This window comes from Streptomyces sp. NPDC002623 (assembly GCF_053592635.1).
In genome coordinates this window covers 446,514-459,440 of sequence record NZ_JBSFWB010000005.1, presented here as the reverse complement: position 1 = coordinate 459,440, position 12,927 = coordinate 446,514, and the positions used below count along the sequence as shown (strand labels likewise).

Below are 12,927 nucleotides of genomic sequence, written 5' to 3'. Positions count from 1 at the left end.
CATCTCGTGCGGTCAGAGGGATGATGGATGGGATCGCGAGGCTCTGAGCCTCGGCCTCTTGCCGCGAAGTGTTGGGAGTCCAGCCCAGATGGTCCACGATGCCGCGTATCACTGGCCTCCGGAGCTCATGGCGCTGCTGACCGACACCATCCCTCTGCTCTGCCGGAGCAAGGACGACGTTGTTAACTTCCTGCGCGGTGCGGGAACCAGCGAGGCTCTCCTTGGCCGCATTCGTGAACAACTCGCGCTCGATCGTGGCGTCGTGAGCAAATACAAGATCACGCGTGACGTCATCGGCCAGCTGAATGAGCAAGGCGATCAAGGTCTCGGCGTGCGCAGAGCGCTGCTGCGTAGAGTCACTGAGTTCGACGACTTCTCCACCTGTTGGCCCGACGACCAACTCAAGGCCCGCGGTCTCGTTGCGCAGATCCGCGACGTCGTCGGCGTAAAGGACTCTTTCACGCGCATGCAGCAGGAACGCGATCAAGAGCGCGAGGCCCACGTGGCCGCTCGCCGCGCTACCGAGGACAAGCTGCGACGTCGAGGCGCACTCTATGCAGACCTGCGGACACAGATCTCCAACCTCTTCGGCATGGAGGACACGCACAAGCGTGGCCTGGAACTGGAAAGCCTCCTCAACCGCATCTTCTCTCTGGACGGTATCGGCATCAGGGAGGCGTTCACGCTGCGACTAGAAGACGGCGAGGCAGCCGAGCAGATCGACGGAGTGGTTGAACTGGACGGCCAGATCTACCTAGTTGAAGTGAAGTGGTGGGCCAAGCCGCTGGACATTAACCCAATTAGCCGCCACCTGGTTCGGGTCATCAACCGAGCCGGTGTCAGCGGCCTCATGATCTCGGCGTCCGGGTACAGTTCGCCCGCGGTACAGGAGTGTGAACGCTTCCTCGTTCACGGGGTCATGGTGCTGGGTGAGCTCCGCGAGCTAGTGCTGCTCCTTGAGCGTGAGGAAAGTCTCGGATCCTGGCTGCGTCAGAAGACCCGGATGGCGAAACTCGAGCGGCGCCCCTACGCAGTCCTCGACGTCGACTTTTAAGGTGGCCGTTCCAGGGCGGCCGCGCCGAGTCTGAGCGTCCATGTGCGTCGCGAGTTTTCCTGTGGGCGCGTCACGGGGCGGGTGCCGGAGTGCGTTGGCCTCAAGGACGCCCTAGTCCCGGGCCGGGGACTGTCCTGATTTTCGCGTGTGCACCGGTCTGAGCCCTGGGTATCAGCTGGGGTTACGTCCACTGGGACAGGGTCAGCCAGCGTGCTTGAGCGTGGTGGACTGAGGGGAGGCCCCTGCCGTCATCTGTTCGCGCGTACCGGAAGGGAGTGTCTGACGTCAGACACTCTTTTGCGCGTTGGAGGCCGTCGAATTGCAGGCAGCTCACTGCGCCTGTGGCGGGTTCCGTGTGGGCTAGTAGCCACGGAGCCAAGGACAGCAGGGTGCCTTCACGGGACGCGAGGATCGGCTGTCCCGTGATCACCGGCGTAGGGGTCGATACCGTGTTGGGGGCTGGCCTTCCGACCCCTTGCAGAGTGAGTACCTCAAGGGTGTATCGGTCGCCGTCGTAGGTCATGGAGGTGGGCACTACGAGATCGGCGCACCAGGAGGATGCTGCGCGGTGCGCGAATCGGCGCAGCAGTTGGTCGAGTTGGTCAGCCTGGTCCGGCGTGGGTGTGTCCCGGCCGTGTGCCAGGGCATTGCGTACGGAGATGAGTCTCTGGACCGGCTGGTGATCAGCTCGCTCCGGGGTGATCCAGGAATGTACCCGCCGGAATTCGCTGCCCGTATCGGGCCGGATTGCGAGAGCGGTGCAGATGTCGAACCAGGTGCCCATACTCGGGGCCGCCAGCCGGTCCGGCGTGATCCCCCGGAGCGGTGCGGGCGGGGTACTGCTGAGCCCCAGAATGGCGGCGAAGCGCAGTATCGACTCCAGCGTATGCAGGCCCTCGCGGATCTTCTTGTCCGGATCGGTGGCTCGGGCATACTTGGCAAAGCGCTGAGCCAGGGGGGTCGGCAGGCGGTGGGTGGCGAGCTCTAGGGATTCGCCTAAGCGATCGGCGACGGTCGCTGCGCATCGGTCCAGCAGTTCTTCTCCGGCGGTGTCCTTGACGACCCAGTCGACGGCATCGAGGCGGAGCGCCTCGATGACCTGCTGCTTCGAGCCTTCGCCGGACAGTACGAGGTTGGGAATGCGGCATTTCCGTTCTTTGAGCTGCCGGAGCAGCCACAGGCCACCCCATTCCTCGGGCGGCATCTTCATATCGATCAGCAGGAGGTCGAACGGGTGGGTGTCGATCTCCTGCAGAGCGGTGTGCCCGTCTGCGGCGAAGCGTAGGCGGGCACCTTCCTTGTGCAGCGGTCGGCACAGCGTGCGGGCCACGTCCACCTGGTCGTCGGCAACGAGGATGCGCAGGTTGGCCAGTCGCTGGGTCATGTGGACTCCGTTGGCGTAGGGGTAGCGAGTGGCAGGGTGGTGAGCCACGCGGTGCCGGAGGGCGTGGCGATGAGGCTGAGTTGTCCGCCGACCTTGGCGAGGAGCGAGCGGACTCCGAGCAGGCCCAGGCCGTTGCCTCCGGGTTTTGTGCTGCGGATTCGCTTGCCCGCGTTCAGGGCGGCGGCGATGTCGGAGGGAAGTCCGGGGCCGTCGTCCGAGATTTCGACGGCGGCTTCGTAGTCATCGGCGGTCCAGTCCAGGGTGATCGCCCCACCGTTGCGCAGCGCTTCGATCGCGTTGCCGATCAGGTTGTCGAAGATAGCGGTCAGGGCTCGTGCACCCAGCGCGACGTGGACGGTGCTCCTGGCCGTGGGAACCGACAGCGAGATGCTGGCAGGAAGTCGGGTGAGAACTGCTCCGGCATAGTGGCGCAGGAAGGCTCCGAGCTCGACGCTCTCGGTGTCGGCTGACGTGAGCATCGACGTTGCTGCGCGCAAGCGCAGCGCGAGGGTGTGCGCCTCGTCGAGGTGCCGGCTCGCGGCGAGTTGTTGCTGCAGCCGGGCCGTACGGCTCTCAGCGGGTTGGGAGTCGGCGAGGCGGGCGGCGACAAGTTGATTCTTCAGATCGTGCAGAAGGTCCGCCACGGCCGCCCGGTACGGCTCGGGGACCGGTTGGAGTGCGGCGATGACGGCTTGAGTGATCGGCCCCGGTTGGGGCGGGGCCTCCGTCATGGCGACGATCACGTCGATGCCCTGTTCGGTCGCCTCTACGGTGATCGCTTTGCTCACCGCAGACCAGAGCGAGCACACGTCCTCCAGGATGGTCAGTGACGGAGGTTTAGCCGACCTGAATCCCAGTCGCAACGGCCGCTCGGCGAGGACTTCGACGGAGGTTTCTCCGCCACCTGAGGCGAGGGCGGAGAGCGCGGCGTCGAGCACTGCTCGCGCCCGACCGGAGATTGGGACAGGAGGAAGCGACGGCAGGGTCTCCATCCGGCCCCGGTGAAGGATCCGCCAGTCGTCGGCGAGATCGGGCAGAATGATGTCGGGATCGTCGGAGCCGAGACATCGGTAGACATCGCACAACTGCACCAGGTGACGTACATGCACCGTGGTGATGTTTTCGGGACTCTCGATCCGCTCCAGGGTGTCTATCGCTCGCGCCAGGACGGTGTTGAGGGGGTCTCCTCTTCCTTGGCGCCGTCAAAGGACCGGGCCGGGGATCCGTCGGCGAGTCTGTCGGTGCTGGGCCGGCGGAGCGTGTCCCGATAGACATCTCGGGATCTGAAGGAGTCAAGCAGCAGCTGCCGTTGATGAGGGCACGGGCGGATTGAAGGCACGTTCTTCGTCGAAGAGAACTCGCTTTTGGAGGCAGTGGAACAGCTGTCCGAGCAGGCGGTTGGACAGGTGTCGCTGAGCTTGTGCGTGCCAGTCGCCGACATCGCGTCGGTGACGCTAGTGGGCTTGGGCTCCAGGGGATGAGCGCAGGGAGGAGAAGGCCCATAGATAGCCGGCGTGGTGGAGTCGGTTGTTCTTGACCATGCGGCGTCCCACGTAGTGTTTCTTGCCGGAGGCGCGGGTGATCGGTGCGGATCCGGCGTATGCCTTGAGTCCGCGGGCGTCGGTGAAGCGGTTGCGGTCGTCGCGGTCTCGGCGAGAACACGTGCGGCGAGTGGCCGCGGGGCTGGTGAAGCGCCACGGCGCGGTGCGGACGGACTCCACTCATGTGCTGGCAGCGGTGCGGACGCTGAACCGGAGGGAACTGGTCACCGAGACCCTGCGGGCCGCGCTGGAGCAACTCGTCCTGGCGGACGAGAGTTGGCTGGCGCCGGTGATCGGGGCAGGCTGGGCCGACCGCTATGGGCGTCCGGCGTATCACCACCGGCTGCCCAAGGGCAAGGCTGCACTGGAGGAGTACGCCCTGCAGGTCGGCGAGGACGGGATGAGGCTACTGACGGCCGTCCACCGTTGCGATGCCCCACCACGGCTGCGTACTTTGCCGCAGGTCCAGGTGCTGCGACAGGTATGGGTGCAACAGTACTGGTACGACGCTACGGGCCGTTTGCGGTGGCGGGACCCGAAGTCCACCAGGGACCGGTTGAGCCGGCGCAAGATGCCTCGCAGGGCGGCTTTGTCCCCGCTGGCGGAGGGACGGCCGGACCCCGCCACGGCCTGTGTTCCGTGGGCCGGCCTGGAGATCGTTTCTCCCTATGACCCGCAGGCTTGGTACAGCCAGAAACTCACCGCAGCAGGGCAGAAGTCCTGGATCGGCTGCCGCGATCATCAGACGGAAACCTGCGGGGAGGCCGGGCCGAACTTCATCGTGCAGCTCATCACCCAGGCCGCCCCGGAGCAGGACATCGGCGTGCTCGACGACATCCACCAGGGCCTGGCCAGTCAGGGCTTCGCAGATCTGGAGCACTTCGTGGACGCCGGATACGTCACGCCGGAGTCCATCGACCAGGCCGCCCGCGCCCACGGCTTCACGCTGACCGGCCCGGTTCGCCCCGATCCCCGGGCCCGCGACCATCCCGGCTTCACGAAGGCGGACTTCACCCCGGACTGGGACGCCCGCACCCTCACCTGTCCGCGCGGCGTGACCGGCCGCCCCTGGAAACCCACACTCGGCGACGGACACGAGCGGCTGTCCGTCATGTTCCCTCGTACTGCCTGCCGGGCCTGCGAAGACCGAGTGGAGTGCACGGGCAATGCCGACGGACGGGGTCGCCACATCATCCTCCTGTCTGAGCCTCTGCAGGAGATCCAGACCAGGGTCCGCCGCGAGCAGAACACTCGGGAGTGGCAGGAGCACTACGCGATCCGCGCCGGCTGCGAAGCGAGGGTCTCCGAGACTGTCCACACCCACGGACTCCGCCACTGCCGCTACCACGGAATCGCGAAGACCCACGTCCAGCACATCCTCACCGCCGCCGGAACCAACATCATCCGACTCAGCGGATGCCATCCGCCCGGCACCACACCACCGCGTCAGCCCAGACCCGCTACCCGATTCCGGCAGTTATGCCAGGCCCTGACCACTTGAAGATCGCCAACAGCATCCGGAACTGCGGACAGAGCCGTTGGCTGGACGGACCCGACCGTCGCATCGATCCGACCGACTGACGGGACCGGCCCTCCGGTACCGGGGCTTGTGGCCTGTGTCGGTCGGTAGAGGTCAGGATCCGTCGATGCAGGACCAGTTCGAGATTCTCATGGTGCGGAGATCGAAATCGACCTCGATCGATTCCTGTGAGCTGCTGCTCGTCACGCGTGCGCGGACGGTGTCGGCCCCGGTGCTGCGGGGGTCTCCGACGGTGAAGGTGGTTGTGGCATCCACATGACCACACGTGGCCGCCAGGTCGTCGGCTCCGCTGCCTTCGAGAATAACTTCTCGCTTCAATGCCGTGTCCGTGAAATGCGCGGTCATCAGCTTCCACAGCCTGGACGGCGAATCCCGCGAGGAAAAGGCATCCGGCAGAACCGAGTAGTAGGCCTGCAATTCCTCCTGGGCCGCTGATATTTGGGAAACCTCCCCGCGGCGGGCAGGATCTTCCGCCGATGGGTTTACGCCCATGGCGTTCCAGTAGGCGCCCGCACCGAGGGCTGTCGCGGCAATCGCCACAATGGAGGCAGAACGGTTACGGCGTTGACGGCGTCGGAAGCTTTGACGACGCAACTCCTTTGCGGACGCCGGCCCATCTACCCGAATGTTCTCCAACTGGGCGATGCTCTCGGCAAGCCAGGCAGGACGCTCGTACTCATCCGACATGGTCCACCTCCTGGTCCGGCAGGGGGGCGAAGTAGCGGGCGAGTGACAGGCGCCCACGGACCAGCCAAACCCTGATGCTGCCGGCCGGCCAGCCCGTCTCGGTACTTATCTGCTCGACGCTGAGGTCGCACAAGTGGTGGAGGACAACCACGCTTCTCTGCTTCCTCGGAAGAGTGCGAAGTGCCTCGACGAGAGCGACGCGTTCGGGGGACGGCCCCTCGGCATGGCGCTGTTCGTGATGACGCTGCATGAGCTGCACACCGCGCCGCACACGCCGGAAGCGCGATATGGCAAGCCGCCAGGCCGTGGTGCGGATCCACGCCTCCTGGGAACCGTCGTTCGTGAATATCCCACGTCGGCCCCAGGCCCTTATGAACGCCTCCTGGACGACATCCTGGGCCTCCGGCAGATCGCCGGTCATCGCGTAAAGCTGCCGAACGAGCCTGGGGTAGGCCAGTGCATAGAATTCATCGAACTCCTCCTCCGCCGCGCCTTTCGCCACTCTTCCGCCATTCATATCCGTCCGCAGAACGACCAGGGGGCCTCCGTACGGGAGGTACGCACCGGCATCTGTCGCCCGCAACAGAGGCCCCCCGTGATCTGCATCACTGACTCTGGGTGTCGCGTACGGGCCCATGCCCTGCGTAGTCCAGCTGTCCAAGTCGAACCGACACCAGAGGAACTCCCATGCGCCATGCCGCCCCCCGTAAGTCAAGCAGGATGTCAACGACGTTCAGGACCGCCGCGGTGAGCGCCTTCGCGCTCGGCAGTCTGGCTGTGGCGGCGGGATCGCAGGTTCACGCGGCCACCGCGGCCTCGCACTCCGCGACGGACGACGACTCCGCGAACACCCAGAAGCAGAAGACGAAGGCGGTCGCCGCCGCGGCCGCGGAGAGGGCTTCTCACACCGCAGCCGAGAGCGCCCTGAAGGCGAAGACGGCCGCCGCGGCCAACGGACAGGGGCAGGCTCCCCGGCCTGTGACGGACCCCGCAGAGGTGCGCATCCTGAAGATGAAGACGATCGCGATGGCCCGCCCGCCGAAGGGCTGATCAACACCGGCTCTCAAAGCCCGGTGAGCGTTCGTCCAGCTCGGAATTTGAGTGGGGCTTGATGGGAGCGAGTCGATCGGGCCCCTGGGGGCGCTGAGGGTCTCTTGGCGGTGACGCAAGGATCGAGGCTGGCTGAAGTGCCGGTCGTCCCGGGTGGCGGTGGTACAGCCGCCGCCACCTTGATCAGTCCCGATGAGGCGCTGGGTCACGATTCACGCGTCGCTGACAAATCGCGGTCCCGACGTCAGAGTCTTCCGGAGTGGGGTAGACAGGGCACACTGTTCGTCGGACAGCCGCGTGGTGCCGGTGGCTGCGTCTCGGCCATCGAGGTGGAGCGGGTGAAACCCTTCGATGACGGTGGCGATCTGGGTGAGACACCGAGGAGAAGGTCTCTCCCAGCTGCCCGGCACTGTGCGGCTTTCGGCTTCTGGAGGCCGCCTGCGGAAGGAAACCACACCCTTGATCAGTGAACACCGTTGCCGAGACGGCCTCGTGGATGCTGCTCCACGGCGGGCGCTCGGCCTCAGATGCTCTGCTCATGCAGTGGTTTGGCCAGCACCCCGCCAACCTTCATGAACAGGGACTTGCAGATCGTCTCGTGCCTGATCCGCACCCCGAGCCCGGCGGACAGTTCCTGAGCGGGTAGCCGGCGTTTCCGGCATCCAGTCCTCCGCCAGCTTCTCTGCCACGAGTGCCCTGTCCCTCACTGTTGGTTCGTGACCGGCAGACACCGTCTGGGACATCGCGCGCGGCCCTGAGCCCAGTCCTCGGTCTAAGCGGCTCGGTAGCGCCGGGCTCCGCAGTGGCGAGAGAGCTCTTTGGCGAAAGTCTGTGAGGAGCGCCCCAGGCTGTGCGTAATCTCCTGTACTTCGCCAGCCCAGGACCGACCGCGCGAGATCTGTTCGCGTCCCCCCTGACTGGCTCGCCCCCTCCAGCGGTCCTACAGCTCCCGCTTCTGCGCATCCGATGTGCCCGAACGCCCAACTGCGCCGCCCAACACCTCGGGCATGTTCTCTGCCTGGAGTGTTGCGTTGGTCAGTTGAGTTCGCCCTGGCCGGTTTTCGCGAGGGCGAAGGCCCGGTGCTCGCGAATCGCGCCGTGGTGGGTGGAGGCCCATTGGACAAGCGACGTAGCCACCTCGAGGAAGCTTTCCCCGAGAGGGGTCAGTGAGTACTCGACGCGGGGCGGCACCTCGGCATACGCGGTCCGCGCGACCAGCCCGTCCTCGCCGAGTTGGCGCAGCGTGAGGGTGAGCATGCGCTGCGAGATGCCCGACACAGTCTGTTGCAGGTAGCTGTAGCGGCGTGGACCGTCATGCAGATTGGCGATCACGAGGAGGGACCACTTGTCGCCGACCCGGTCCAGGGTCTGGCGCACGAACTCGCCGTGTTCGACCGGAAGGCGCCCACACGCTTCCGCACCGGGCGTGACGGGACGGGTTATTTCGCTGGTCATGGGACGCACCCCTTCGGTGCAGGCGGATCGGCCGGTCGTACGGAAAGGCAGTACCAAATCATACGGCTACGAACAAAGAGTAAGCGTACCTCGGAGCGTGAATTGGCCGAATCAGGTCACCGGCGACCCGGTCGTTGGCCGCGACGAACATGACGTTTCGGCACGCACATGAATGTGCCTTTTGCGGGCTATCTGATGTTGATGCACCATGGCGCTGCGCACTAGCCGTAAGTGTGCCGGTGAGTCACCACGGAATCGCGCGTGTGGCATATCGGCACTGAGTGAATCGAGTGTCATGTCGTATCTACTGCACATCGATGCCACGTCGTTCGACGCCGAGTCGATCTCGCGCCGGGTCGCCCGTTCCTTCCTGAATGTCTGGCCGGGGAGAGTGGTGCATCGTGACCTCGCCGCCACCCCGGTCCCGCACCTGACCGCAGCGGGGATCTCCGCGCGGCTGACCGACCCCGCCGAGCACACCCCAGAGGAAGCAGCTGCCGCGGCGGTGCAGGACGAATTGGTCGAGGAGTTCCTCGGCGCGGCCGGCTACCTGTTCACCGTGCCTCTGTACAACTACGGGATGCCGTCGTCGTTCAAGGCATGGCTGGACCAGGTCGTCATCTTCGGACGCACCTACTCCCTGCCTGACGGCCCCCCGCCGGCCGCCGACCGCACCGCGGTGGTGATCTCTTCGCGCGGTGGCGCCTACGGGCCCGGCGCCCCGCACGAGGGCCGAGACCACCTCCTGCCGCATATTCAGGAGAGCATGGGTCGTGAACTTGGCCTCGAACTCGAATTCATCACCATTGAGTTTGGCCTGGCCCCCACAGTTCCTATCTTGAACCAATTCATCGGCATGCACGAAGAGTCGCTGGCCAATGCCCACGAGCAGGCTCGCCAACACGCCGAGGCATTCGCTCTCCAGCAGAACGCCACCACAACATGAACTCATCGGCTTTACGGCTCCAGCCGGTACCACGCGTCTGGGCGACACCGGGATTCTGAACGTCGCTACGTCTTCCGCAACGGATACGGGGAAATCCGAGCAGGAAGCACCGATGACCAGGGGGCCAAACTGGCGCAACGTAACCCTTGTACTTGTTCAATGGCCCAAGCGACCTGGCAAAGGAGACCATCAATGAGCAAGCCGTTCAGCGAGACCGGTGGCATTCCCGTCAACGAATCCGCCCCGGTCAGCACCTTCAGCCCTGTGGTGCTGACCGTACCGGGCCGGGCCGTGGATCTGCAGGTCAAGGTGTCGGCACCCGCAACCGGCACCGACCTGCCAGTGATCCTGCTGTCGCACGGTCATGGCCCCTCCAACTTCGTATCATCCCTGCACGGTTACGGCCCCGTCGTGGACTTCTGGGCGGCACACGGCTTCGCCGTCATCCAGCCGACGCACCAGGACTCCACGACCCTGGGCCTGCGCGACGTCGGCGACCCGGACGCGCCGCTCTACTGGCGATCCAGGGCCACCGACATGCACTCCATCCTCGACCACCTCGACGACATCGAGGCGACCGTCCCAGGGCTGGTCGGCCGACTGGACCACACCCGCGTCGCCGCGGTCGGGCACTCCATGGGCGGACACACCGTCGGCATGCTCTGCGGCCAGACCGTCACTGACCCGACCGACGGATCCGCTGTACAACTGGCCGACGACCGTATCAAAGTAGGCGTTTTGATGGCCCCACCCGGCCGGGGCGAAGACCTCGCCGCGTTTGCCTCCGAGCACTACCCCATCTTGGGCACCACCAGCTTCACCACGATGACGACACCTGCACTGGTCATCGTCGGTGAGAACGACTGGCACCCCGCGTTCTCCGACCGCAAGGACTGGCGCTCCGACGCCTACTTCCTCAGCGTTGGCCCCAAGACGCGGCTGACGCTGTTCGGCGCCGAGCACAGCCTCGGCGGCGTGTCGACGTACGATGCCGCGGAAACCACCGACGAGAACCCCGAGCGCGTGGCCACATTGCGAGCACTCACCTGGGCTTACCTGCGCACTGGGCTATACCCCGGTGACACCGCCTGGGCCGACGCCGCCGCCGCATTGAATTGCATGTCCGAACCGATGGGCACGATCGAAGCCAGGTGAAGCAACCGCCAGAGTGCCGAACTCCTGGTTCGGCACTATCGGCACCCACCGATCCCGCAAGCCGGCGTTGTCGGCGGCAAGGGCGCCTGGCCGTGTCACCATCCGTCCGCCAGTTCGCGCGTCCACTCCCCGGCGACGTGTTTGGAGCCGCTGCAGGCTCTTCGGGCCTGTCGCGTCGGAGCCTCACCACAGTCGATTTCCCGCACACCGAGTTGTCGATCTTTCCGCAGGTGCCAGGTTCTGCCGGGACAGCACGGGTGATGCGTTCTCAGGCTGTGAGCCAGAGCATGGCGATCGCGTGCTGGGGGCGTGACCGTTAGTGACCGGCTGCCGCGGCGATGTTGGTCCAACCTGCTTGGCGAGAGTGATCACTACCGCGAGGCCAGGACGTCGTCGGGTAGTTTCCCCGGTTGGTCCATCGCTACGCTGATCACGTCGCACCGGCGGCCATCGCCACGAGCTCGCCCAGCACCTCGCGCTCGATGTCGAGGAACGACCGCTCCTCACCCTCGGCGATCCACTTCCCGAAGGCCACGCCGAACACGGTCACCCCGGATTCCGCGGCGAGCGTGGCTGTCGCTTCGGGAACCTCCCGCGATCGGAGGGCGGCAGCGACCGCCGTGGCTAGCCCCGCCAACTTCAACAACTCCCGTTCCTGCAGCGCGGGATTCTCGGAGATGATCCTCTGCCGCCGCCTGGAGTGGTCGCGGCGCTCGGTCGAGAAGAACGGCGCCGCGGCCGACAGGGCGGACTCGACCATCTTGAGCGGTGACGCGTCCGGTGCAGCCGCAGCTACGCCGTCCAGGAACGCCTGCTCCAGCAGTTCCTGGCCGCTGAAAAGCACCTCACGCTTGTCGGCGAAGTGGCGGAAGAACGTCCGCTCCGTGAGACCGACGGCCTGGGCGATGTCGGCCGCGGTCGTCCTGTCGTAGCCGCGACTGATGTAGAGGTCCATCGCCGCTGCCTGTAGTCGTTCCCGCGCCCCGGGCTCCCATCGCACCATGCCCACCACTCTAGTGATGACAGCAGCTGACACGGCAGCTACAGTGACGGCAGTCACTGACGTCAGTGGCTGACATCGCTTGCCTCGTTCACCAGGCTTGAGTATCGAAGGAGATCATTCACATGCGCGTCTTCGTCACCGGAGCATCCGGGTGGATCGGTTCGGCCACAGTCGACGAGTTGCTCGCCGCCGGCCACAAGGTGGTCGGGCTCGCCCGCTCCGATACCGCGGCCGCATCCCTCGACGCGAAGGGTGCCCAGGTCCGCCGCGGCGACCTCGACGACCTCGACAGCATCCGGGAGGGCGCCGCGACCGCTGACGCCGTCCTTCACCTCGCCAACAAGCACGACTTCAACAACCCTGCCGTCTCCAATCAGGCCGAACGGGCCGCCGTGCAGGCGATCGGCGACGTCCTGACCGGATCAGGCCGTCCGTTCCTACTGGCGTCCGGCGTCGCAGGCCCGGCGCAGGGTCGGCTGGCGACCGAGGACGACAGGTCACCGTTCCACGGCCTGGAGTCCCCCCGAGGCGGCAGCGAGAACCTCGCGCTGGAGTACGTCGATCGCCGCGTGAACACGGTCAGCTTGCGGTTCGCCCCGACCGTGCACGGCGACGGCGACCACGGGTTCATCGCGACCCTGGTCGCGATTGCCCGTGAGAAAGGGGTCGCGGGCTACGTCGGCGATGGCACGAACCGCTGGCCGGCGGTCCACCGGTCGGATGCCGCGCAGATCACCCGCCTGGGACTGGAGAAGGCCCCGGCGGGAACGGTCCTGCACGCGGTGAGCGAGGAAGGAGTCCCCGCACGGGAGATCGCAGAGGCCATCGGACGAGGACTCGACGTTCCCGTGACTTCGATCGCACCGCAGGACGCACACAAGCACTTCGGCTGGATCGGCCGCTTCTTCGCTATGGACATCCCAGCCTCCAGCACTCGTACACAGGAACTCCTCGGCTGGGCACCAAGTGGGCCCAGCCTCATCCAGGACTTGGACGCCGGGTCCTACTTCCGCAACTGACGCACCTGAGGGTCGACGCGCCAAGCGGTGTCGGTCTCGACAAGGACGACATGTGGTGGCGAGGACATGGAATCGACAGGGTTCGCCTGAACG

Annotated in this window: 12 protein-coding genes and 1 pseudogene; 6 read left to right on the top strand and 7 right to left on the bottom strand. The window is 65.8% G+C overall.

Annotated elements, in window-relative coordinates; genetic code table 11:
- The first annotated feature begins 127 nt into the window (after positions 1 to 127).
- Positions 128 to 1,054, top strand: a complete 927-nt coding sequence (locus ACWD4O_RS12270; RefSeq protein WP_351902277.1) for a restriction endonuclease — start codon at positions 128 to 130, stop codon at positions 1,052 to 1,054.
- A gap of 181 nt (positions 1,055 to 1,235) precedes the next feature.
- Here ACWD4O_RS12270 and ACWD4O_RS12265 read toward each other — a convergent pair whose 3' ends face one another.
- From ACWD4O_RS12265 to ACWD4O_RS12255, 3 genes and pseudogenes are all read right to left on the bottom strand, one after another.
- Complete coding sequence (locus tag ACWD4O_RS12265) at positions 1,236 to 2,438, bottom strand: PleD family two-component system response regulator (protein WP_398426579.1); 1,203 nt, start codon at positions 2,436 to 2,438, stop codon at positions 1,236 to 1,238.
- The gene (locus tag ACWD4O_RS12260; protein WP_398426580.1) at positions 2,435 to 3,547 is read right to left on the bottom strand and encodes a sensor histidine kinase; all 1,113 of its coding nucleotides are present in this window, start codon (positions 3,545 to 3,547) and stop codon (positions 2,435 to 2,437) included. Before ACWD4O_RS12260 ends, ACWD4O_RS12265 begins: the two co-directional genes overlap by 4 nt.
- Before the next feature lie 183 nt (positions 3,548 to 3,730).
- Positions 3,731 to 4,110 (bottom strand): annotated as a pseudogene (locus ACWD4O_RS12255) (transposase); the annotation flags it as partial.
- Positions 4,111 to 4,379: 269 nt separating this feature from the next.
- Here ACWD4O_RS12255 and ACWD4O_RS12250 point away from each other — a divergent pair.
- Entirely contained in the window at positions 4,380 to 5,480 is a 1,101-nt protein-coding gene (locus ACWD4O_RS12250) for a transposase (protein ID WP_451279664.1), read from the top strand.
- A 132-nt stretch (positions 5,481 to 5,612) separates the two neighbouring features.
- Here the strand turns inward: ACWD4O_RS12250 and ACWD4O_RS12245 are convergent, their stop codons facing one another.
- Positions 5,613 to 6,206 (bottom strand): hypothetical protein, encoded by a 594-nt coding sequence (locus tag ACWD4O_RS12245; protein WP_398426581.1) that lies wholly within the window; start codon positions 6,204 to 6,206, stop codon positions 5,613 to 5,615.
- Positions 6,196 to 6,723, bottom strand: coding sequence for a SigE family RNA polymerase sigma factor (locus ACWD4O_RS12240; RefSeq protein ID WP_351902298.1), 528 nt, complete (start codon positions 6,721 to 6,723; stop codon positions 6,196 to 6,198). Before ACWD4O_RS12240 ends, ACWD4O_RS12245 begins: the two co-directional genes overlap by 11 nt.
- A gap of 203 nt (positions 6,724 to 6,926) precedes the next feature.
- Here ACWD4O_RS12240 and ACWD4O_RS12235 point away from each other — a divergent pair, with 203 nt between their 5' ends.
- Positions 6,927 to 7,256 carry a hypothetical protein gene (locus tag ACWD4O_RS12235; protein ID WP_398426582.1) on the top strand — a complete coding sequence of 110 codons (330 nt, stop codon included), beginning with the start codon at positions 6,927 to 6,929 and terminating at the stop codon, positions 7,254 to 7,256.
- 1,035 nt (positions 7,257 to 8,291) lie between these two features.
- Here ACWD4O_RS12235 and ACWD4O_RS12230 read toward each other — a convergent pair.
- Complete coding sequence (locus ACWD4O_RS12230; protein ID WP_351902303.1) at positions 8,292 to 8,711, bottom strand: winged helix-turn-helix transcriptional regulator; 420 nt, start codon at positions 8,709 to 8,711, stop codon at positions 8,292 to 8,294.
- Positions 8,712 to 9,006: 295 nt separating this feature from the next.
- Here ACWD4O_RS12230 and ACWD4O_RS12225 point away from each other — a divergent pair, with 295 nt between their 5' ends.
- Both ACWD4O_RS12225 and ACWD4O_RS12220 read left to right on the top strand, forming a co-directional pair.
- Complete coding sequence (locus ACWD4O_RS12225; protein WP_351902305.1) at positions 9,007 to 9,657, top strand: FMN-dependent NADH-azoreductase; 651 nt, start codon at positions 9,007 to 9,009, stop codon at positions 9,655 to 9,657.
- Between the two features lie 192 nt (positions 9,658 to 9,849).
- Positions 9,850 to 10,812 carry an alpha/beta hydrolase family protein gene (locus ACWD4O_RS12220; RefSeq protein ID WP_398426583.1) on the top strand — a complete coding sequence of 321 codons (963 nt, stop codon included), beginning with the start codon at positions 9,850 to 9,852 and terminating at the stop codon, positions 10,810 to 10,812.
- A gap of 430 nt (positions 10,813 to 11,242) precedes the next feature.
- Here ACWD4O_RS12220 and ACWD4O_RS12215 read toward each other — a convergent pair whose 3' ends face one another.
- Positions 11,243 to 11,815: a TetR/AcrR family transcriptional regulator gene (locus tag ACWD4O_RS12215; RefSeq protein WP_451279637.1), complete on the bottom strand. Its 573-nt coding sequence runs from the start codon at positions 11,813 to 11,815 to the stop codon at positions 11,243 to 11,245.
- 122 nt (positions 11,816 to 11,937) lie between these two features.
- Between ACWD4O_RS12215 and ACWD4O_RS12210 the strand changes: the two genes are divergently transcribed.
- A complete protein-coding gene (locus ACWD4O_RS12210; protein ID WP_451279636.1) occupies positions 11,938 to 12,834 on the top strand; it encodes an SDR family oxidoreductase in 897 nt (298 codons plus the stop codon).
- Positions 12,835 to 12,927: the final 93 nt, after the last annotated feature.